The 20,264-nt window shown below is 68.5% G+C and carries 19 protein-coding genes; 12 read left to right on the top strand and 7 right to left on the bottom strand.

Translation table 11 applies throughout. From position 1 onward, the window contains the following. Positions 1-18: 18 nt before the first annotated feature. Both EJO71_RS33210 and EJO71_RS33205 read right to left on the bottom strand, forming a co-directional pair. Entirely contained in the window at positions 19-1,428 is a 1,410-nt protein-coding gene (locus EJO71_RS33210) for an ATP-binding protein (RefSeq protein WP_125952912.1), read from the bottom strand. Continuing rightward, a complete protein-coding gene (locus tag EJO71_RS33205) occupies positions 1,421-2,125 on the bottom strand; it encodes a response regulator transcription factor (protein ID WP_125952913.1) in 705 nt (234 codons plus the stop codon). Before EJO71_RS33205 ends, EJO71_RS33210 begins: the two co-directional genes overlap by 8 nt. Positions 2,126-2,323: 198 nt before the next feature. On the opposite strand from EJO71_RS33205, the gene EJO71_RS33200 reads away from it, so the two are divergent. The 5 genes from EJO71_RS33200 to EJO71_RS33180 are packed head-to-tail and all read left to right on the top strand — an operon-like array spanning position 2,324 to position 8,837. Further along, positions 2,324-3,478, top strand: coding sequence for an efflux RND transporter periplasmic adaptor subunit (locus EJO71_RS33200; RefSeq protein WP_125952914.1), 1,155 nt, complete (start codon positions 2,324-2,326; stop codon positions 3,476-3,478). Beyond that, the gene (locus tag EJO71_RS33195; protein WP_125952915.1) at positions 3,471-6,566 is read left to right on the top strand and encodes a CusA/CzcA family heavy metal efflux RND transporter; all 3,096 of its coding nucleotides are present in this window, start codon (positions 3,471-3,473) and stop codon (positions 6,564-6,566) included. Before EJO71_RS33200 ends, EJO71_RS33195 begins: the two co-directional genes overlap by 8 nt. Positions 6,567-6,589: 23 nt before the next feature. Beyond that, positions 6,590-8,104, top strand: coding sequence for an efflux transporter outer membrane subunit (locus EJO71_RS33190; RefSeq protein WP_125952916.1), 1,515 nt, complete (start codon positions 6,590-6,592; stop codon positions 8,102-8,104). After that, positions 8,101-8,472 (top strand): RidA family protein, encoded by a 372-nt coding sequence (locus EJO71_RS33185; protein WP_125952917.1) that lies wholly within the window; start codon positions 8,101-8,103, stop codon positions 8,470-8,472. The genes EJO71_RS33190 and EJO71_RS33185 overlap by 4 nt, the downstream gene beginning before the upstream one ends. After that, positions 8,469-8,837, top strand: a complete 369-nt coding sequence (locus EJO71_RS33180; protein ID WP_125952918.1) for a hypothetical protein — start codon at positions 8,469-8,471, stop codon at positions 8,835-8,837. Before EJO71_RS33185 ends, EJO71_RS33180 begins: the two co-directional genes overlap by 4 nt. On the opposite strand, the gene EJO71_RS33175 is transcribed toward EJO71_RS33180, so the two are convergent. The 4 genes from EJO71_RS33175 to EJO71_RS33160 all read right to left on the bottom strand — a co-directional run bounded on the left by EJO71_RS33175 (position 8,801) and on the right by EJO71_RS33160 (position 14,173). Continuing rightward, the gene (locus EJO71_RS33175; protein ID WP_125952931.1) at positions 8,801-9,874 is read right to left on the bottom strand and encodes a phospholipase; all 1,074 of its coding nucleotides are present in this window, start codon (positions 9,872-9,874) and stop codon (positions 8,801-8,803) included. The two genes, EJO71_RS33180 and EJO71_RS33175, sit on opposite strands and share 37 nt — an antisense overlap. A gap of 40 nt (positions 9,875-9,914) precedes the next feature. Further along, on the bottom strand, positions 9,915-12,290 hold the full coding sequence (locus tag EJO71_RS33170) for a Tex family protein (protein ID WP_125952919.1): 2,376 nt from the start codon (positions 12,288-12,290) through the stop codon (positions 9,915-9,917). Positions 12,291-12,371: 81 nt separating this feature from the next. Further along, complete coding sequence (locus tag EJO71_RS33165) at positions 12,372-13,370, bottom strand: ATP-binding protein (protein ID WP_125952920.1); 999 nt, start codon at positions 13,368-13,370, stop codon at positions 12,372-12,374. Between the two features lie 8 nt (positions 13,371-13,378). Next, positions 13,379-14,173 carry a response regulator transcription factor gene (locus EJO71_RS33160; protein WP_125952921.1) on the bottom strand — a complete coding sequence of 265 codons (795 nt, stop codon included), beginning with the start codon at positions 14,171-14,173 and terminating at the stop codon, positions 13,379-13,381. 385 nt (positions 14,174-14,558) lie between these two features. On the opposite strand from EJO71_RS33160, the gene EJO71_RS33155 reads away from it, so the two are divergent. The 7 genes from EJO71_RS33155 (at position 14,559) to EJO71_RS33125 (ending at position 19,651) form a co-directional block, all read left to right on the top strand. After that, positions 14,559-15,248 carry a hypothetical protein gene (locus EJO71_RS33155; RefSeq protein WP_125952922.1) on the top strand — a complete coding sequence of 230 codons (690 nt, stop codon included), beginning with the start codon at positions 14,559-14,561 and terminating at the stop codon, positions 15,246-15,248. A gap of 79 nt (positions 15,249-15,327) precedes the next feature. Continuing rightward, a complete protein-coding gene (locus EJO71_RS33150; protein WP_125952923.1) occupies positions 15,328-16,215 on the top strand; it encodes a hypothetical protein in 888 nt (295 codons plus the stop codon). A 16-nt stretch (positions 16,216-16,231) separates the two neighbouring features. After that, on the top strand, positions 16,232-16,558 hold the full coding sequence (locus tag EJO71_RS33145; protein ID WP_125952924.1) for a hypothetical protein: 327 nt from the start codon (positions 16,232-16,234) through the stop codon (positions 16,556-16,558). Positions 16,559-16,612: 54 nt separating this feature from the next. Continuing rightward, a complete protein-coding gene (locus tag EJO71_RS33140; protein ID WP_125952925.1) occupies positions 16,613-17,119 on the top strand; it encodes a hypothetical protein in 507 nt (168 codons plus the stop codon). 58 nt (positions 17,120-17,177) lie between these two features. Further along, complete coding sequence (locus EJO71_RS33135) at positions 17,178-17,540, top strand: GIY-YIG nuclease family protein (RefSeq protein WP_125952926.1); 363 nt, start codon at positions 17,178-17,180, stop codon at positions 17,538-17,540. A 117-nt stretch (positions 17,541-17,657) separates the two neighbouring features. Next, entirely contained in the window at positions 17,658-18,227 is a 570-nt protein-coding gene (locus tag EJO71_RS33130) for a DUF2239 family protein (protein ID WP_125952927.1), read from the top strand. Next, entirely contained in the window at positions 18,224-19,651 is a 1,428-nt protein-coding gene (locus EJO71_RS33125) for an MATE family efflux transporter (protein WP_125952928.1), read from the top strand. Before EJO71_RS33130 ends, EJO71_RS33125 begins: the two co-directional genes overlap by 4 nt. A 12-nt stretch (positions 19,652-19,663) precedes the next feature. Here EJO71_RS33125 and EJO71_RS33120 read toward each other — a convergent pair whose 3' ends face one another. Then, positions 19,664-20,140, bottom strand: a complete 477-nt coding sequence (locus EJO71_RS33120; RefSeq protein WP_125952929.1) for a VOC family protein — start codon at positions 20,138-20,140, stop codon at positions 19,664-19,666. Positions 20,141-20,264 lie beyond the last annotated feature (124 nt).

Here is a 20,264-nt window from a genome sequence, read left to right as displayed (position 1 = left end):
CGCCGGAAAGCCTTGCGTTCACCGTGCCAGCGGCAACCGCATCTCGAACCGCGCCCCACCGCCACTCTCGTTCGCCGCCTCGATCCGCCCGCCGTGCGCATGCACAACGGCCTGCGACAAGGCCAGCCCCAGCCCCAGGCCCGGGGTCTTCTCGTCCGATCGCGCCGTGGCACCGCGATAGAAGCGCTCGAACAGGTGCGGCATCTCGTCGCCGCGTATGCCGGGGCCGCTGTCCGCCACGCTGATGACGGCTTCGTTCGCATCGGCATCCGCCCGCAGGCCCACGCGCACGGTGGTCCCGGGCGGCGAGAACTTGAGTGCGTTGTCGAGCAGGTTGGCGAGCGCGAGGCTGGCCGCACCGCGGGCGACCCGCGCGTCCACTGGCGGAGCGGGTTCCAGCGAAAGCGCGAGGCGCCGCTCGCGCGCCAGCGGCTCCAGCCGCCTCAGCGCCTCTTCCGCCAGTTGGTTCAGCGACACCGTCTCGGCCGCGTCGCGCTCCTGGCCCGAATCGAGTCGGGCCAGCACGAGCAGTTCTTCCACCAGCAGCGTGAGCGACTCGACCTCCTCCAGCGAGGAGCGCAGCGTCTCCACGTAGGTAGCAGGTTCGCGCGGCCTGCGCAGGGCCAGCTCCAGCTCGGTGCGCAGGCGCGAGAGCGGCGAGCGCAGCTCGTGCGAGGCATCGGCGGTGAAACGCCGTTGCGCCTCCATGCCCTGCTCGATGCGCGCCAGCATGTCGTTGAGGGTGTCCACCAGCCGCCCGATCTCGTCCTTGGTTCCGGGGTGCGGCAGTCTCTCGCCGAGGGTCGCGTCTCCGATGCGATGCGCCTGCCGCACCACATCGTCGATGGCGCCGAATGCGCGCCGGGTGATGAGCGCGCCCGCGGCGCCCAGCGCCAGCAGCAGCGCGCAGCCGAGGATCAGGAACAGCACGCTGGCCATGGCCACCGTGCGGTTCACATCGTCCAGCGAGCCCGCCACCTGCACCGCGAGCTGCGAGCTGCGGCCCGGCACGGGCACCGAGACCATGCGCGTCGGCTCCTCGCCGTATCCGTCGAGCGTCTCGAACACGGTTTCGCCCGCCGCAAGCCGCTGGCGCAGTGCGAGCGGAATGGGCAGCTGCGCCTCGCCGAGGTTGCTGCTGCGCGCCAGCACGCGGCCGTCCGTATCGACGATCTGCACCAACCGGTCGAGCCGCACGAACGACGGCGCGCCGGGGCCCGGCGGGGCTTCGTGCACGATGACGGTGTCGCCCTCGCCGGCCGACAGCAGCATGCCCATCTCGGTCTCGGCCAGCGCCAGCAGCGCCGCGTCGAGCTCGCGGTGCACGTTGCGCGAGAACACGAGGTAGGAGCCGAAGGCGGCGACCGCCATCACCACCACGATCGCGCTGACGTGCGCCAGCGCCAGCCGCTTGCGAAAGCTAAGCATGCGCGGTGCCGCCCCCGGAGCTGTCTTCCGCCGGCGCCAGCCTGAAGCCGCGTCCGCGCACGGTCTGGATCAGCGGTTCGGCCGGCGGCGCATCCACCTTGCGGCGCAGGTTGCTGATGTGCACGTCGATCAGGTTGTCGATGGCGATCAGGTCGTCCTTCCACACCTGCTCGGCAAGGCGCGAGCGGCTGACCACCTCGCCGGCGTGGCGCAGCAGGATCTGCAGGATCGCGAATTCCTTGTGGGTCAGGTCGAGTACCGTGCCGCCGCGCAGCACGCGCTGGCTCATTGGGTCCAGGCTCAGGTCGGCCAGCGAGAGCACGATCGGCCGCACGAGTTCCGAGCGGCGCAGCAGCGCGCGAACGCGGGCCAGCAGTTCGTCGAAGGCGAAGGGCTTGGTCAGGTAGTCGTCGGCGCCGGTGTTCAGGCCGGCCACGCGGTCGCTCAGCGCGTCACGGGCGGTGAGCATGAGCACGGGCGTCTTGCAGCCGCGCAGGCGCAGGTCGCGGCACAGCGTGAGGCCGTCCTTTCCGGGCAGCATCCAGTCGAGCACGATCAGGTCGTAGGCGATGACGAATGCCTCTTCGTCGCCCTCCTCCGCCGTATGCACGACGTCGACGACGAAGCCTTCTTCCTGCAGGCCGCGCGCCAGCAGCCGGGCGGCCTTGCGGTCGTCTTCGATCAGCAGAATTCTCATGGCGCGGATCATGCCCCGGCTTCCTGACTTCACCCTGCCGGGGAGGCCGGACGGCGCTTCCTGAAGATTTCTTCAGGATTTCTTGGGAGCTTCTTCAGGCGCCATTTCATACGCTCCCCGGCAGGAGACGGGAGCGGATCGAGGGCATGGGAAGAGGTCCCATGCACGGCGCGCCCGTCCCGCGACGTCCGTATCGCGATGAAGAAGAAATCCCTCTACCAGATCACACCCGCACGCATCGTCTTCGGCTTGATGACCTGCGCGGCCCTGTGCGTCGACTCGTTCGACAACCCCGCCCATGCCGCCACCACGGCGGCCGCCGCTCCGGCGCCGATGCTGGTGCGCCAGGGCAACCGCCTGAGCGTGCCCGCCGGCTCCCCGCTGCGCGAGCGGCTGCTGGTCGCCACGGTCGGCCAGGACGCCCTGCCGCACGAGGTCAGCCTGCCCGCCACGGTGGAAGCCAACCCGGCCAGCACCGTCAACATCCTGCCGCCGCTGACCGGCCGGCTGCTCGAGCTGAAGGTGCGCCTGGGCGATACCGTCAAGCGCGGCCAGTTGCTCGCCACGATGAGCTCGCCCGACCTGGCGCAGGCCGTGGCCGACGCGCAGAAGGCCCGCGACGCGCTCGACCTGGCGCAGCGCGCGCTGGTCCGGGCACGCGGCGTGAACGAGGCCGGCTCCAACGCCATGAAGGACGTGGAAGCCGCCCGCAGCAGCGTCGCCCAGCAGACCGCCGAACTGCAACGCAGCGAAGCCCGCCTGCGCAGCCTGGGTGCGGAAGGCGGCGGCGCGCAGGCCGGCCAGGTGCTGAAGATCGTCGCGCCCATGGCCGGCACGGTCACGGCGCTGAATGCCGCCGCGGGCGCGAACCTGAACGACGCCAACGCGGTGCTGATGACGGTGTCGAACCTCGATTCGGTCTGGGTCACGGTCAATGTGCCCGAGAGCGTGGTCGGCACAGTCGCACCTGGGCAGAACGTGGTGGTCACGCTGGCCGCCTACCCGGGCCGCAGCTTCACCGGCAAGGTCGCCTTCGTGAGCGCGGTGCTCGACGCGGACACGCGCCGTGCCCGCGCGCGCATCGTCTTTGCGAACCCCGACGGGCTCTTCAAGCCCAACATGTTCGCCACCGCGGTGCTCGGCGTGCCGCAGGGCTCGCAGCCGCAGGTGCCGGCCTCGGCGTTGCTGATGAACAACGACAGCGTGAGCGTCTTCGTCGAGGCCGAGCCCTGGACCTTCGTTCGGCGCACGGTGGAGCTGGGCCGCGAAGACGGCGACAGGGTACGCATCCGCAGCGGCCTGGCCGCGGGCGAGCGCGTGGTGGTTCGTGGTGGTGTGCTGCTGAATGATTAATCTCATCATCACCCAGTTCTTCCGCCGCAGGCACCTGGCCTGGGCGATGTCGGTGGCGCTGGTGCTCTTCGGTGCGTGGTCGTGGACGCAGATGACGGTCGAGGCGTACCCCGACCTCGGCGACGTGAACGTGCAGGTCACCACGCAGGTCAACGGCCTGGCCGCCGAGGAGATCGAGCAGCAGATCACCACGCCGCTGGAGCGCGCGCTGAGCAACACGCCGGGGCTGGCCTCGATCCGCTCGAGCAGCACCTTCGGGCTGTCGCTCATCACCCTGACCTTCAAGGACGGCACCGACGACTACTTCGCACGCCAGCGCGTGACCGAGCGCATCGGGCAGGTCAGCCTGCCCTCGGGCGCGCAGCCCGGCCTGGGCCCTGTGGCAGGGCCGGCCGGCGAGATCTATCGCTACACGCTGGAGTCGGACACGAAGAACCTGATGGAGCTGTCGGAGCTGCAGCGCTGGAAGGTGATTCCCGCGCTCAAGCAGGTGGCCGGCGTGGTGGACATCAACAACTTCGGCGGATTCACCAAGGAGTTCCAGCTCGAACTCGACCCGTCGCGCATGCAGAAGTACGGGCTGGTGCTCAACGACGTGGTCACGGCCATCAACAACAACAGCGCCAACGCCGGCGGCGGGCGCATCGCGCGCGGCGACCAGAGCTATGTGGTTCGCGGCATCGGCCAGATCCGCACGCTGGACGACCTGGGCACGGTGGTGGTGGCGCAGAGCAACGGCTCGCCGGTGCAGGTGCGCGACCTCGGGCGGCTGCAGTTCGGCCACCAGGAGCGCGGCGGCATCCTCGGCAAGGACACCAACCCGGACACCATCGAAGGCATCGTGCTGATGCTCAAGTACGAGAACCCCTCGCGCGTGCTGGAAGGCGTGCACAAGAAGATCGACGAGCTGCAGGCCGAGCTCGCGCCCATGGGCGTGAAGATCGTGCCCTACATCGACCGCGACGACCTGGTGAAGCTCACGGTCGACAAGGTGACGCACACGGTGCTCGAAGGCATGGCGCTGGTGTGCTTCGTGCTCATTCTTTTCCTGGGCAGTCCGCGCAGCGCGGTGGTGGCTGCGGTGGCCATTCCGATGTCGCTGGTGACGGTGTTCATCGTGATGCACTTCACCCGCATGCCGGCCAACCTGTTCTCGCTGGGCGCGATCGACTTCGGCATCATCGTGGACGGCGCCATCGTGGTGATGGAAGCGATATTGCGGCGACGCGAGGAAGAGCCGAACGCCACGCTCACCGAGGGCAACATCCTCGAGACGGTGAGCCACGTGTCGGGGCCGATCTTCTTCGCCACGCTGATCATCATCACCGCGTACTTTCCGCTCTTCGCCTTCGAGCGCGCCGAGGGCAAGCTGTTCAAGCCGATGGCCTTCACGGTGGGCTACGCGCTGGTGGGCGCCCTGCTCTGCGCGCTGACGCTCATTCCAAGCCTGGCCTACGTGGCGCTGCGCAAGCCGAGCAAGCCCTTCGTCAACAAGCCGCTGGTGTGGCTCACGGCCGCGTACCGCCGGGTGCTGGCGAGGCTGCTGGAAGTGCCGGCCATCGCCTACGGCCTGAGCGTGGCCGCGCTGGCCGCGGTGGTGGTGCTGGGCGCCACGGCCGGGCGCGAGTTCCTGCCGGACATCGACGAAGGCGCCCTGTGGCTGCAGGTTCAGCTGCCATCGGGCCTGTCGCTCGACAAGGCCAGCGAGATGGCCACCGAGCTGCGGCACGTGCTGCTCGAGTACCCCGAGGTATCGTACGTGGTGACGCAGCTCGGCCGCAACGACGACGGCACCGACCCGTGGACGCCCTCGCACATGGAGGTGCCCGTGGGCCTCAAGCCGTACAGCGAGTGGCCGGCCGGCGTGAAGAAGGCGGACTTCGTGCGCACGCTGACCGAGCGCTTTGCGCGCATGCCGGGCTTCGACGTGGGCATCAGCCAGCCGATCATCGACGGCGTGAACGACGCCGTGGGCGGCGCGCACAGCCCGCTGGTGCTGCGCATCTACGGCGACGACCTGAAGGAGAGCCGGCGCATCGGCAACCAGATCGTCGAGCTGCTGGGCACGGTGCGCGGCACGGCCTCGGCCTCGCTGTTCCAGGAGCCGCCGATTCCGCAGGTGGTGATCCAGTTGAACCGCGAGGCGGCGGCGCGCTTCGGTGTCAATGCAAACGACGTGGCCAGCCTGATCCAGACCGGCATCGGCGGCGCGCCGGTGATCACCGTGTATTCGGGCAACCGCACCTACAACGTGTCGGTGAAGATGCCGAAGAGCGCCAAGGGCAACACCGAGGCCATCGGCGCGCTGCTGCTCAACAGTTCGAGCGGCGCCAAGGTGCCGCTGTCGCAGGTGGCCGACATCCGGCTGCAGACCGGCGAAAGCACCATCTCGCACGAGATGAACGAGCGGCAGATCACGGTGCGCGTGGACAACCGCGACCGCGACCTGGCCTCCTACCTCGACGAGGCACGCGACCGCATCGCGAAGGAGGTGAAGTTCGACGCCACGAAGTTCCGCCTGCAGTGGGCCGGCCAGTTCGAGAACCAGCAGCGCGCACAGGCCCGCCTGAGCGTGTCGCTGGCCATCGTGGTCAGCATCATGGCGGTGCTGCTGTTCTTCCAGTTCGGCAAGATCCGGCAGGTGGTGCTGATCCTGGGCGTGGTGCCGATGGCCACGCTGGGCGGGCTGATCGCGGTGCACGTGGCGGGCGAAACGCTCAACGTGGCCACCGCCGTGGGCTTCATCGCGCTGTTCGGCGTCTCGATACAGAACGGGATCATCATGGTCGCGAACTTCCGGCGCGTGCGCGGCGAAGGGCTCGCGCTGCAGGCCTCGGTGCTCGAAGGCGCAACCGAGCGGCTGCGGCCGGTGCTGATGACGGCCACGGTGGCATCGGTCGGCATGCTGCCGGCGGCGCTGGCCACCGGCGTGGGCACCGACGTGCAGCGCGGGCTGGCGACGGTGGTGGTCGGGGGGCTGGTGGTGTCGACGCTGCTCACGCTCTTCATCCTGCCAACCCTGTTCTTCGCTATGGAACGCGTGTTCGAACGCAAGGGCTGGGGCGCGCGCTCGCGCCGCGACCGCTAGGAAGGCTGGAGACGAACGAAATCATGAGCAAGAAGACAAGAACAACGAGCCTCGGACTCGCCGCGCCCGCGGCGGCGGGCATCGCGCTGCTGCTGGGTGGCTGCGCGGTCGGGCCCGACTATGCGCGACCGTCGCTGGACCTGCCCGCGCAGTACACGGCCGCGCCGCCCGCCAGCAAGGAGGCCGAGGGCGTGCCGCTGGCGCGCCTGTCGCCCGAGCTCGACGTGCCTGCCCAGTGGTGGCAGGCCTTTCGCAGCGAGCCGCTGAATGCGCTGGTCACGCAAAGCCTGGCCGGCAACCCGACCATCGAGGCGGCCGATGCCGCTCTGCGTGCGGCGCAGGAGAACGAGGCGGCCGGTCGCGCCGCCTTCTGGCCCACCGTGGCGGTGGGTTACTCGCCCACGCGGCAGCGTGTGGCCAGCGCGGTGGCAAGCCCGGTGTCGTCCAACGCGAACCTGTACACGCTGCACACGGCGCAATTGACGGTGTCGTACACGCCCGACGTGTTCGGCGCCACCCGCCGGCAGGTGGAAGGCGCACAGGCGCAGACCGAGCTGCAGCGCTTCCAGACGCTGGCCGCGAAGCTCACGCTGAGCAGCAATGTGGTGACTGCCGCGATCACCGAGGCCTCGCTGCGCGCGCAGCAACGCGCCACGCAGAACATCATTGCGGGGCAGAAGGAAGTGCTCCAGGCCTACCGCAAGCAGTTGGCGCTGGGCCAGGCTGCACCGGCCGACGTCGACGCACAGGAGGCCGCGCTGGCTGCCACCGAGGCCACGCTGCCGCCGCTCGACAGGCAGCTCGCACAGCAGCGCAACCTGCTGGCCGCGCTCGCGGGCCGCTATCCGAGCCAGGGCGTCGAGGCCCGTTTCGATCTCGATGCCCTGCAACTGCCCTCGGAGCTGCCGCTGACCCTGCCCTCCAGCCTGGTCGAGCATCGCCCCGACGTACGCGCGGCCGAAGCACAGCTGCAGGCGGCCAGCGCCGCCATCGGCGTCGCGGTGGCGGCGAGGCTGCCGAACGTGACGCTGGGCGTGAACTCGTACGGCTCGTCGGCGTACAAGCTGTCCGATCTGTTCAAGGCGTCCTCGCTCTTCTGGACCGTGGCCGGGAGCGTGACGCAGCCCATCTTCGACGGCGGCGCGCTGAAGCACCGCGAAGCCGCCGCCCGGGCCTCGTTCGACGAGGCGGCGGCGCAATACCGTGCGACGGTGCTCGCCGCCTTCCAGGACGTGGCCAACACGCTCGAAGCCATCGACGCCGACACCCGTTCACTGCAGGCGGCCGTGAAGGCGGAGCGCACGGCCTCGCAGAGCCTGGCGCGCACGCGCACGCAGGTGCAGCTCGGCGATGCCAGTGCGCTGTCGCTGCGCGTCGCGCAGCAGGCGCAGCAGCAGGCGCTGCTCAATCTCGTGCAGGCCCGCGCGCTGCGGCTGACCGACGCGGCCGCCCTCTTCCAGGCGCTCGGCGGCGGCTGGTGGAATACGCCGCAACCTGCCATCGTCTCGTCTTCTTCCATTTCTCCCGCATCGCCATGAACATCATCCGCCACGACATGGGCCCCCGCTTCAGCGAGATGGTGACCGTCGACATGGGCGCCGCGCGCCTGCTGTATCTCTCGGGCCAGGTGGCCGAGAACCCGTCGCTCGACATCACCGGGCAGATGCGCGAGATCCTGCATCACATCGACGACATGCTCGCCACGCAGGGCGCCACCAAGAAAGACTTGGTGAGCGTGACGATCTACCTGCGCACGGTGGGCGACTACGCCGCGATGAACTCGGTGTGGGACGAATGGGTGCCCGCCGGCCACACGCCCGCCCGCGCGACGGTCGGGGCGAAGCTGATCGACTCCGAATACCGGGTCGAGATCCAGGCCACGGCGGCGATCGGACCGGCGCCGTGAGGGGCGTACGACGCGCGACCTTCCTCCTGGCGCTGGCGCTCGGCGGCTGCTCGGCCTTCGACGCGCATTCCTTCGACCACTCCGCTGGCTGGCGGGCGGCCCAGGTCGTCAGCGTCGGGCGCACCGGCGATCTGGTCGCAACGGCTGACCGCGATTGCGGCGCGGACGGCGGCGCCGATGCGCGCTATGCCGTCGTGCGCTACCGCAACGGCGGGGTGCACACGCGCTCGCTCGGCACGGGGCGCTGGCCCGCGGGAGCCGCGCTCAAGGTCGGCGATGCGGTGGAAGTGAACATCCTCGACTGCGCCGCGCCGCTGGCGCTGGCGGGTCAAAGGGGCAGCATGCCGGGCGCGCCGTCGCGCTGAAGCCAGTCCTGGAACTCGTCCGACAGCCGCTGCGCCTCGCGCGTGGCGCGGCCCCATGCGCCGATGCGCGCCTGCGCGTCGTTGGCGAAGTGGATGAAGTCCTTGCGGTCGGGCAGCTTGCCGTTGGGCAGGGTCCGCACCCATTCCGGGTCGGGTGCGAGCACCACCATGCGGTCGAGAAAGCCGCTGGCCTTGTGGCGCCAGCGCAGGCCCTTGTCGAGCCAGCCCGGCACCACCGCCTGCTGGAAATGCGGATACAGCACGATGCCTTCGTCGGCCGGCTGGTAGTCGAGGTGCAGGTGGTAGTCGGTGATGCCGCCGTCCCAGTAGGCGCCGCGCGGCGCGCCCGGGATGTCGTGCACCGCCGCCAGGAGGAACGGGATGGAGCACGAAGCCTGCAGCACCATGTTGAAGTTGGCCTCGCTCAGCGCATGCTGGCGCGTGCGGAAGTCGCGCGTGGCAAAAGGCAGCGCCGCGCCGGGCGTGGAGAACACGCAGCGCTCCAGCCACGCGCCCAGGCTCTTGCGATGCAGGCTGTTGGTGGCGAAGGCGCCGAGGTAACCCACCGGCGTACGCGCCCTGCCCTCGCGCCCGAGGATGTGGCGGCCGCGCGATGTCACCACATGCAGCCGGTAGCGCGGATGGCTCAGCACCTCGCCGATGCGCCCGCCATAGAAGGATTCGAGGCTCTCGGCGAAACGCTCGCTGAGCTGGCGCGGGCTGAGCCGCTTCTGTCCCGGCGGCACTTCGAACTGCTGGTGCACGTAGTCGTGCTCGAAGCGCTCGAAGGCGGCATCGGAATCGGCCAGGCATGCCGTGGAGAGCCGCCAGGCGCCGATGGACGCGCCCACCAGGTGCACCTGCTGGCTCGACTGCGGCAGCCAGCGGCCGAAGATGAAGCGGTCGAGCGGCCCGAGGATCAGGCCCTTCGGCCCGCCGGCCGCACCGGGAATGGTGCGCACGTCCTGCGGGCGCAGGCCGTGTTGCTCGATGTGCTTGCGGGCCGCGGGGCCGGCGTAGATGCGCAGGGCTTTCATCGTCATGCCGGTCGCGTCAGCAAGAACCGTGCGGCATGGCTTACTTGCGCAGCCCCTGCAGCTTGGCGAAGGCGTTGGCCATCTGGCCTGCCGGCTGCGGCGAGTTGTCGCGGCGGCCTTGCTGCTGCTGGCCGCGGCCTGCGCCCTCGAAGCGGTTGTCGCGCGGGCCGTCGCGGCGCGCGGGCGCGGCGTCGAGCTTCATCGACAGGCCGATGCGCTTGCGCGCCACGTCCACTTCCATCACCTTGACCCTTACGATGTCGCCGGTCTTGACGACCTCGCGCGCGTCGTTCACGAACTTGTGGCTCAGCTGGCTCACGTGGACCAGGCCGTCCTGGTGCACGCCGAGGTCGACGAAGGCGCCGAACTGGGCCACGTTGCTCACGGTGCCCTCGAGCACCATGCCCTCCTTCAGGTCGGCAATGTCTTCCACGCCGTCGTTGAAGCGCGCCACCTTGAAGTCGGGGCGCGGGTCGCGGCCGGGCTTCTCGAGTTCGCCCAGGATGTCCTTGACGGTGATGACGCCGAACTTCTCGTTGGCGAACAGCTCGGGCTTCAGCGTCTTGAGCATGTCGGCGCGGCCCATCAGCTCGGCGATGGGCTTGCCGGTCTTCACGATGATCTGCTCGACCAGCGGATAGGTCTCGGGGTGCACGCCGGTGATGTCGAGCGGGTCGGCGCCACCGCGGATGCGCAGGAAGCCCGCGCTCTGCTCGAAGGCCTTGGGGCCGAAGCCGGTCACGTCGAGCAACTGCTTGCGGGTGGAGAACGCGCCGTTCGACTCGCGCCAGCGCACCACAGCCTTGGCCACGCTGGCCGAAAGGCCCGAGACGCGGCTGAGCAGCGGCACGCTGGCGGTGTTGAGGTCCACGCCCACCGAGTTCACGCAGTCTTCGACCACGGCCTGCAGGGTGCGCGCGAGTTCGCTCTGGTTCACGTCGTGCTGGTACTGGCCCACGCCGATGCTCTTGGGGTCGATCTTCACCAGCTCGGCCAGCGGGTCCTGAAGGCGGCGCGCAATGGAGGCGGCGCCGCGCAGGCTCACGTCCACGTCGGGCATTTCCTGCGAGGCGAATTCGCTGGCGGAGTACACCGAAGCGCCGGCCTCGCTCACCACCACCTTGTCGACCTTCATTTCGGGCGCGCCGGCCTGCGCAGCCATCTTGGCCAGCAGCTTGATGAGGTCGGCGGCCAGCTTGTCGGTCTCGCGGCTGGCGGTGCCGTTGCCGATGGCGATCAGGTTCACGCCGTGCTTGGCGCACAGCTTGCCCAGCGTGTGCAGCGAGCCTTCCCAGTCTTTTCGCGGCTCGTGCGGGAACACGGTGGCCGTTTCGACCAGCTTGCCGGTCGAATCGACCACGGCCACCTTCACGCCGGTGCGGATGCCCGGGTCCAGGCCCATCACGACGCGCGGGCCGGCGGGCGCTGCCAGCAGCAGGTCGCGCAGGTTGTCTGCGAACACCTTGATGGCGACCTTCTCGGCGTCTTCGCGCAGGCGGGTGAACAGGTCGCGCTCGGTGGAAAGCGCCAGCTTGACGCGCCAGGTCCAGGCCACGCACTTGCGGATCAAGTCGTCCGACAGGCGGGCCGAATGGCTCCAGCCCAGGTGCAGCGCGATGCGGCCTTCGGCGATGCTGGGCTTGCCCGGCTCGGGCTCCACGGGCAGCACCAGCTTGGCGTCGAGGATTTCAAGCGCGCGGCCGCGGAACACGGCCAGCGCGCGGTGCGAGGGCACGCGGCCGATGGGCTCGTCGTACTCGAAGTAGTCGCGGAACTTGGCGACGTCGGCGTTGTTCTCGTCCTTGCCGGCCATCAGGCTGGAACGCAGCAGGCCTTCGTTCCAGAGCCATTCGCGCAGGCTCTGCACCAGCGCGGCGTCTTCGGCCCAGCGCTCGGAAAGAATGTCGCGCACGCCGTCGAGCACGAGCGGCACGGTGGAGAAATCGGGGCCCGGCTTGCCGTCGTCGAGCGTGGTGGCGGGCTGCAGGAAGGCCTTGGCTTCCACGGCGGGGTCGAGCGTGGGGTCGGCCAGCAGCTTGTCGGCCAGCGGCTCGATGCCGAATTCGCGGGCGATCTGGCCCTTGGTGCGGCGCTTCTGCTTGAACGGCAGGTAGAGGTCTTCGAGCTCCTGCTTGGTGGGCGCCAGCTCGATGGCTGCGCGCAGCTCGGGGGTCAGCTTGCCCTGCTCGTCGATGGCCTTGAGGACGGCCACGCGGCGGTCCTCGAGTTCGCGCAGGTAGGAAAGACGCGCTTCGAGTTCGCGCAGCTGGGTGTCGTCGAGGCCATCGGTGGCTTCCTTGCGGTAGCGGGCGATGAATGGAACCGTGGCGCCTCCGTCGAGCAGTTCGACGGCGGCCTTCACCTGGTTCTCGCCGACCTTGATCTCGACGGCGAGCTGGCGAATGATTTTCTGCATGTCTTGAGCGCGTCCCTGGCAAAGCGCGGGAGTTTGCCATAGGCGAGTACGGCTTCCACCCCGGGTGGCCCGGCGGGCGTGTTACAGCTTGCTTTCGAGCTCCGGCGGCACCTCGGCCTGCGGCAACTCGGCCGCCGTGCGGGGCACGACCAGGCGCACGCACAGGCCGTGCGGCGCGACGGGGCCGATGTCGAGTTCCGCCCGGATCGCCTCGGCGCGCGAATGCATGCTGCGCAGCCCCTTGCCGAGGCTGCCGGAGAAGCGCTCCTCCCCCGCCGGAAGGCTGCCCGGCGGCCCCAGCCCCCGGCCGTTGTCGCGCACTTCGAGCACCATCGCCCGGTCATGCTCCCGCAGCGCGACGAGCAGTTCGACGCGGCTCGCGCGGGAATGGCGCAAGGCGTTGGACAAGGCTTCCTGCGCCACGCGGCAGACCTGCGATGCGGTTTCCGCCGGTATCGGGAAGGCTTCGGACTCGGCCGAGACACTCCATTCGAGGGCGATGCCCATGCGCTCGAACGCGGGCCTCAGCCGGTAGCGCAGGTGGCCCAGCCTCTCGACGACGGTGCTGTCGCCCTGGTCGTCCAGGTCGTCCACCGTCATCTGCAGCTCGAGCAGGCAGGCCTGCAGCGCCATCGAGAGGCTGTCGGAGCCGCCGGATCCGGGGTTCTGGCTGGCCAGCAGCGCCACCAGCCGGGAGCCGACGCCGTCGTGCAGGTCGTTGGCGATGCGACGGCGCTCCGCCATCACCGCCTGGACCTGCCGGTAGCGCGACGCGCGCCGCTGCGAGAAGTACCAGATGCCCAGGATCATGCCCAGCACCAGCACATTGACCACCTGCAGGGCCCAGAAGGTGAACGGCATGTCCTGCGCCATGACGGTGATGGCGGAACCGGCCCGGATCACCTGCGCGGCCACCGGCGTCAGGTGCAGCGCGCCGGCCAGCGCCGCCCACATCAGCAACCGCCGGCGCGAGACGCGCGAGTACAGCCACGTCAGCAATACGAGCCACGAGCCGATCGACAACCACACGAACTGGTCTTCCAGAAGGTGCGGAAGATGAAGGACCTGCGGCGCGAGCATGGCATGCCCTAAAGAAGTCCCCGGTGGGAGGCGAAGCTCACCGCCTGCGCGCGGGTATGGGCGTGCAGCTTGCGGTAGATGTTCTTGACGTGCGCGTTAACCGTCTGGGCGCTGATGGTGAGCTGCAGCGCGATCTCCTCGGTTACGTAGCCCGTTGCTACAAGTCGCAACACTTCGCGCTCCCGTGCGGATAACGTCGCCTTGCTGTCCGGCGGGCGTACCGGGTTCACGTTGGAGCGCTTGTGGTCGAGGTGCACGAGCAGCCTGCGGGCCAGCCGCGGAGTGATGGCTGCACCGCCGTTCACCACCTGCAGCACGGCCTGCGCATAGCTCTGGAACCACGCGTTCTTGACGAGGTAGCCGGAAGCTCCGAGCTCGAAGGCATGCAGCACCTGGGGTTCGTCCTCGAGCGCGGAAATGACGATGATCTCGGCCGCGCTGCGATGCCGCTTGGCCTCCTCGATCAGCTCGAATCCGCTGCCGTCGCCGAGGCGGATGTCGACCATCAGCACGTCGAACTCGTGTTGCATCAGCAGTCGGCGTCCCTCGCGCAGGGTACCGGCCTGCCCTTCGAGCTGGATGCGCAGGTCACCCAGCAATTCCTGGGCGATGACGCGTCGCACGAAGGGGTCGTCGTCCACGAGCAGGACGCGCACCGGCTTGGTCTGCTGCCCTGTAAGGAAATCGGGCCATGGAAGGGTATCAGCGGAGGGAGAAAGTAGCCCGCCGAACTGCCCAGGGTTCGAATATTTCCTAGACCCATTCCCTGAATCTGTCAACGAAATGTCGAGATCGCTTTCCATTTCAGCCCCTTTGTGACAACTAGTGCATCTTGTTCGTGACTAAAAGTTAATCCATTTCCATTCAGATTTTGAATTTCAGTTTTTTTGATTACTTTGGTTGCATTCTGTTGCGACTCGCGACCGCTGTCCATCGAAAGTTGTACTTTCCTCCTCTGTCACCGCACGTACAAGCCCTTTTTTCAGGCCCCGCCGAAGAGGCCGAACCACGCCTTTCGCCATAGCCTTGCTCTACCCAGCACTGGGCATTTTTCGTTCGCTTCCCTGCCAAGAAACTGCACCCCGGTCGACGCGGAATGCCATTTCAGCCCCCGCTACTGACCGTCAGCTGATGGCCGGGTGGTCCGGCGATCGGGTTCGTTTCACTACCAACTCTCGAGGAAGCATCATGAAGAAGACACTCATCGCGATCGCAGTGGTCCTGGTCGGAAGCGTCGCCTCCGCCACAAGCACCACGGCCCTTGCAGCCACCAGTACGACGACTGGCTCTTCCAGCTCCGCCGGCTCGGTGGCAGCCAGCTCCGGCACCGGCAGCGCACTCAGCTACAACGCAGCCAACTCCAGCTCGTCGGCCACCGCCAACGCGGCAGGCGGCGCGGTCAGCTTCCCGGGCCTGCGCATCGGCGGTGCCTCGGCAAGCGGCTCGGCAACCACCCAAGGCAGCGTGACCAGCATGGCCGCGACGACCGGCAACGGCCTGGCCGTAGGCGGCGCCAACGCACAGGCCAATGCAGGTGCGGCATCCAACGCCAACTACAGCGCGGGCGGACCGAACTCCGTGAGCGGCAGTGCCGGCGGTACCGCCACCTCCACGACCAACAACACGGCCGCAACGGCCGCGGGTCCTGGCGGCGGTCTTGCCATCGTGACGCGCACCTCCGGCACGACGTCGGGCTACAGCGCCTCTTCGGGCGCCGTCAACGGCTTCATCAACGGCACCACCACCTCGGCGACGGCTGGCTCGACCGGCGGCTCCTTCGGCGTGACGAACATCAGCCTCGGCAATGCAGGCGGCTTCAGCAACGGTGGCGGCACCGGCGGCCTGGCTGGCGCTGGCGCCACCGCATCGGCACCCTGAACTTCACCGGCACCGGTTGTTGCACTCAGAGAAATGGGGAGGGGTACGCCCCTCCCCGGCTACCAAAGGAGTCGAGAACATGAAAAAACTTATCGTCCTGACCTTGCTGGGCTTGTCCGCGGGCGCAATGGCGCAAACGACGGCGGGCGGAGCCAACAACCAGTCATCGAGTTCAGCCACCACCTCGGCCCAGGGCAACAACCAGGCCGTCAACTTCAACACCACGAACCCCTCGACGGTGACCCAGAACGTCAACAGCAGCGGCGCGACGACCAGCACCATCGACTACCGGGGCAGCTACACGATCAAGAACGTGCCATCGGTCAACGGTCCCAACCTGACGACGAGCAACGACACCTGCATGGGCAGCACCAGCGCCAGCGCGAATGGCGCGGGCGTCGGCCTCAGTTTCGGCACCACCTGGACAGACGAGCACTGCAAGCGCCTGAAGATGAGCCGCGAGCTCTGGAACAAGGGCATGAAGGCAGCCTCGCTCGCCATGGACTGCATGGACCCCGCAGCCCTGGCCGCCCTCGAGATGACGGGCACGAAATGCCCGCAATCGATGACTGCGGAAGAACGCGTCACCGCCTACGGTCCGCAGGCGTCGGCCAGCGGCGCGCCCCCTTCGCCGCCGCGCCCGGTGGCAGTGGCTCCGGTCGCGCCCCCCGTACCACCCGCGCCTGTGGCGCCGCAACCCGTGGCCGCCGTCGCACCGGCTCCCATGCCCGCTCCCGCCGCCCCAGCGGTCGCACCACTGCCGCCACCGCTGGCGCCTGTCGCCGAGGCCGCGCCGCAGCAGGTTGTCATGGTGCCGGAAGAGCCGCCGACCGCCGTGGCGACGCCTGTCGTCAGCGCGACGGTGACGCCGATCGACCCCGGCGACGTGGCCGCCATCCGCGCCGCACATATGCTCGGCGCCCGGCACGACGACGGCGCGGGCCCGTTGACGACGGTCCCGCAATGACCGCGTGGAGCGCGAAATGACCAGGACCGTACTCCTGCTCTGGCTGGCGGCCTGCTGCGCGGCAACGGCCTCGGCGGCCGCAGCCGTGCAGCCCGTGCTGCGCGTCGAGCGGATGAACATGGGCAGCGGCCTGCAGAACGCACGGGGCACCGAGAACGCCCAGCCAGTCGGGTCCCTGGGCGTCTGGCATGTACCGCAATACATGCCGGGCTATCCCACGGCAGCGACGATCTGGCCGCGCGTGATCGTCATCCAGTGCAATGACGACCTGTGCGCCGGCTACGAGGTCACGCCTGAACTGGGCCGCGGCGAATACCTCTTCTTCGTGCCGGCGAACAAGTAGGCGGGCAACCGGGCGGCGGCGCGGACCGGGGCCGCGTTGCCTTACCCTCGGGGAATGACATCCCTGCTGCGCGTCCTGCGCGCCCTGCTTCGCGCCATCGCCACCGCGCTTGTCGTTCCCCTGCTGCTCTTCGAGGAGTGGGGCTGGGAGCCGCTGGCCGCGCTTGCCGCCCGGCTGTCCCGCCTTCCCCTGTGGGCCGCTCTCGAAGACAGGCTGCGCCGGCTGCCGCCCTGGGGGGCGCTGCTGGCGTTCTTCGTGCCGGTGCTCCTGCTGCTGCCGGTGAAGGTGCTGGCCCTCTTCCTGTTCAGCCGCGGCCATGCCGCCACGGCCCTCACCGTGCTGATACTGGCCAAGCTGGTAGGCACGGCCATCGTCGCGCGGATCTTCCAGCTGGTCGAAGGGCCGCTGATGCGCATTCCATGGTTCGCCCGCTGGTATCCGCGCTGGAAGGCCTGGAAAGACCGTGTGCTCACCCTCGTCCGCCAGAGCAGACCCTGGCGCGTGGTGCGGGCGCTGAACCGACGGATTGCCCGAGGCTGGCGGCGATTCAGGGAAGGTTGAGGGGCAATTTTACCCGGGCATATTGCCAACCTAATTTAGCCCGGGTAATATTTAGGAAATGAACCCCTCTACGGAAAGCCGCCGCGCCCTCATCCGGCAATACAAGGAAACTCCCCGCCCCGCCGGGGTCTACGTCATCCGCAACGAATCGAATGGCCGCGTCTACGTGGGCGGCAGTCTCGATGTCGAAGGCTCGATGAACCGCGCCCGCTTCGAGCTGAACATGCGCACCCACCGCAGCAAGGCGCTGGGACGCGACTGGATCGAGCATGGCGCGGACCGCTTCAGCTTCGAGGTGGTCGACCGGGTCAAGGAGCGCGAAGACCCCGCCTTCGATCGCAAGGCCGAGCTCGACAGGCTTCTTTCGCTATGGCAGGAAGAGCTCCGGTGCTTCGGGCCGAACGGCTACAACACGCCCTGAAACACGCCTCGAACGCCCACGCAACGCATGGCAACGAGATGACGCGCACCAAAGCGCGGCAGCGAGTAGATTACGCACCTCGTTTCCCTTGGTACCCCCCAGGAACAAAACACTCGAATGTCATCTGACACCTCCCCAACCACCCTGACCGTGTTCTTCGGCTTCCAGCGCGTCGCCCAGGGCAGCAAGGCCGAAGTGCTCGAACAGCTGCGCCGCCGCGACGACCCCGGGCCCTATCTCGTGTTCGACGACCAGACCGGCGCGCAGCTCGACCTCGACATGCGCGAGCCGCTGCCCGAACTGCGCGACCACGACACCGAGCATCGCGACGATGCCCCGCGCGGCGTCGGCCGGCCCAAGCTCGGCGTGATCGCACGTGAAGTCACGCTGCTGCCGCGCCACTGGGACTGGCTCGGACGCCAGCCCGGCGGCGCGTCGGTCGCGCTGCGCAAGCTGGTCGACGACGCCCGCCGCGTGAACGCGGGGCGCGACATCGTGCGCGCCGCGCAAGAGGCCACCTACCGCTTCATGACCGCCATCGCGGGCAACCTGCCTGGCTTCGAGGAAGCCAACCGTGCGTTGTTCGCCGGCGAGGAGCAACGCTTCAACCAGCTGATCGCCCCCTGGCCCGCCGACGTGCGCGCCCATCTGCAGAAACTGTCGGCCGCGGGCTGGCCCACCCAATGAGAACAACACCCGAGACAACCGGCGCCGGCGGCGGCGCGGACCCCAGCGGCCTGCAAGGCGTGCCAGTGGCGCCGGTCAACGCACCGCGGCCCCTGTGGAAGGTCTTTCTTTTCTTCCTGGCGCCGATGTTGCTCAGCAACATCCTCCAGTCGCTCTCGGGCACGCTGAACAACGTGTACGTGGGCCAGATGCTCGGCGTGGGCGCGCTGGCGGCGGTGTCGAGCTTCTTCCCGGTGATGTTCTTCTTCATCGCCTTCATCATCGGCCTGGGCGCCGGTGCCTCGGTGCTCATCGGGCAGGCATGGGGCGCGCGCGACGTCGCCAAGGCCAAGGCCGTGGCAGGCACCACGCTCACCGTCGGCGTGCTGATGGGGCTGGTGATCGCCGTGTTCGGCGGCGCCTTCACCACGCCGATGCTGGCCGCGCTGGGCACGCCGCCCGACGTGCTGGCCGACTCCACGCGCTATGCCCGCATCATGCTGATCGCGATGCCGGGCGTGTTCCTGTTCCTGCTGTCCACCGCGATGCTGCGCGGCGTGGGGGACACCGTCACGCCGCTCTTCACGCTGCTGATCTCCACGCTGATCGGGCTGGTGGTCACGCCCGCGCTCATCCGCGGCTGGGGCGGGCTTCCGCAACTCGGCGTGGCGAGCGGCGCATGGGCGTCGGTGCTGTCCTTCATCGTGGCGACCACCTGGCTGGGCTTCCGGCTGCGCCAGCAGAAGAGTCCGCTCGCGCCCGATGCGGAGTTCATGCGCAACCTGCGCATCCAACCGCAATTGCTGAAGGCCGTGCTGCGCATCGGCGTGCCCACGGGCGTGCAGATGATCGTGGTGGCGCTGGCCGAGGTGGTGCTGCTGTCGATGGTCAACGGCTTCGGCTCGAATGCCACGGCGGCCTACGGCGCTGTGAACCAGGTGGTGGCGTACGTGCAGTTCCCGGCCATCTCGATCGCCATCACCGCGTCGATCCTCGGCGCGCAGGCCATCGGCGCGGGCCGCGCCAACCGGCTCGGCGCCATCGCGAAGACGGCGCTGCTCATGAACCTCGTGCTGACCGGCGGGCTCGTGCTGCTGGGCTACCTGTTCTCGCGGCCGCTGATGGGCTTCTTCATCACCAGCGCGCCAGTGATCGAGATCGCGCAGACGCTGCTGCACATCATGCTGTGGAGCCTGGTGGTCTTCGGCATGGCCTCGGCGCTGTCGGGGATCATGCGCGCGAGCGGCTCGGTGCTGGTGCCCACGCTGATTTCCATCGTCTGCATCCTGGGCGTGGAAGTGCCGGTGGCCTGGGTCATGAGCCACCGCATCGGGCTCGACGGGATCTGGGTGGCCTACCCCGTGACCTTCGGCGCGATGCTGCTGCTGCAGACCGCGTACTACCAGCTGGTGTGGCGCAAGAAGGCGATCCACAAGCTGGTGTAGCCGCCGCGCCGCCTACTTGCCGTCGAAGGCCCGCTGCACCTCGGCCAGATCGAGCTTGACCATCTTCATCATGGCCTGCATCGCGCGGTTGGCCTTGGCCTCGTCCTTGTCCTGGAACATGCGGATCATGGCCGTGGGCGCGACCTGCCACGACACGCCGTAGCGATCGGTGAGCCAGCCGCACTGCACCGGCTGGCCGCCGCCTTCGAGCAGCCTTTCCCAGTAGTAGTCGACCTCGGCCTGTGTCTCGCACGGCACGAACATCGAGATGGCCGGGTTGAACTTGTATTCCGGCCCGCCGTTGAGAACCATGAACTTCTGCCCGTCGAGCTCGAAGGTCGCGGTGAGCAGCGAGCCCTTGCGGCTTGGGTTGGCATCGCCCCAGAGCAGCGTGTCGGTCACGCGCGAGTTCGGAAAGATGCTGCTGTAGAACTTCAGCGCGTCCTCTCCGTTGCGGTCGAACCATAGGCAGGGAACGATCCTTTGCATGGGGTCTCCTTCGCTTGAATGATGAACCTGAGAGTTCAGTATCAAAGCGGCGAGCGGTGCTTGTCAATCCGTGCGACGGCTGTCAGCGGGAAGTTCCCATGCGGCGCATCAGGCGATGCGATAG

This window comes from Variovorax sp. 679, from assembly GCF_003952185.1.
In the GTDB taxonomy this organism is placed as follows: domain Bacteria; phylum Pseudomonadota; class Gammaproteobacteria; order Burkholderiales; family Burkholderiaceae_C; genus Variovorax.
Note: the sequence above shows the minus strand (reverse complement) of the source record. Positions and strands in the feature narration are given on the sequence as shown.

Bases quoted from the DNA above. Each gene is read 5' to 3' on its own strand.
- EJO71_RS33155 (WP_125952922.1), top strand. From the start codon at position 14,559: ATGAAGAAGACACTCATCGCGATCGCAGTGGTCCTGGTCGGAAGCGTC.
- EJO71_RS33205 (WP_125952913.1), bottom strand. From the start codon at position 2,125: ATGAGAATTCTGCTGATCGAAGACGACCGCAAGGCCGCCCGGCTGCTG.
- EJO71_RS33200 (WP_125952914.1), top strand. From the start codon at position 2,324: ATGAAGAAGAAATCCCTCTACCAGATCACACCCGCACGCATCGTCTTC.
- EJO71_RS33140 (WP_125952925.1), top strand. From the start codon at position 16,613: ATGACATCCCTGCTGCGCGTCCTGCGCGCCCTGCTTCGCGCCATCGCC.
- EJO71_RS33195 (WP_125952915.1), top strand. From the start codon at position 3,471: ATGATTAATCTCATCATCACCCAGTTCTTCCGCCGCAGGCACCTGGCC.
- EJO71_RS33175 (WP_125952931.1), bottom strand. From the start codon at position 9,874: ATGAAAGCCCTGCGCATCTACGCCGGCCCCGCGGCCCGCAAGCACATC.
- EJO71_RS33160 (WP_125952921.1), bottom strand. From the start codon at position 14,173: ATGGAAAGCGATCTCGACATTTCGTTGACAGATTCAGGGAATGGGTCT.
- EJO71_RS33190 (WP_125952916.1), top strand. From the start codon at position 6,590: ATGAGCAAGAAGACAAGAACAACGAGCCTCGGACTCGCCGCGCCCGCG.
- EJO71_RS33185 (WP_125952917.1), top strand. From the start codon at position 8,101: ATGAACATCATCCGCCACGACATGGGCCCCCGCTTCAGCGAGATGGTG.
- EJO71_RS33165 (WP_125952920.1), bottom strand. From the start codon at position 13,370: ATGCTCGCGCCGCAGGTCCTTCATCTTCCGCACCTTCTGGAAGACCAG.
- EJO71_RS33210 (WP_125952912.1), bottom strand. From the start codon at position 1,428: ATGCTTAGCTTTCGCAAGCGGCTGGCGCTGGCGCACGTCAGCGCGATC.
- EJO71_RS33150 (WP_125952923.1), top strand. From the start codon at position 15,328: ATGAAAAAACTTATCGTCCTGACCTTGCTGGGCTTGTCCGCGGGCGCA.
- EJO71_RS33135 (WP_125952926.1), top strand. From the start codon at position 17,178: ATGAACCCCTCTACGGAAAGCCGCCGCGCCCTCATCCGGCAATACAAG.
- EJO71_RS33170 (WP_125952919.1), bottom strand. From the start codon at position 12,290: ATGCAGAAAATCATTCGCCAGCTCGCCGTCGAGATCAAGGTCGGCGAG.
- EJO71_RS33130 (WP_125952927.1), top strand. From the start codon at position 17,658: ATGTCATCTGACACCTCCCCAACCACCCTGACCGTGTTCTTCGGCTTC.
- EJO71_RS33120 (WP_125952929.1), bottom strand. From the start codon at position 20,140: ATGCAAAGGATCGTTCCCTGCCTATGGTTCGACCGCAACGGAGAGGAC.
- EJO71_RS33145 (WP_125952924.1), top strand. From the start codon at position 16,232: ATGACCAGGACCGTACTCCTGCTCTGGCTGGCGGCCTGCTGCGCGGCA.
- EJO71_RS33125 (WP_125952928.1), top strand. From the start codon at position 18,224: ATGAGAACAACACCCGAGACAACCGGCGCCGGCGGCGGCGCGGACCCC.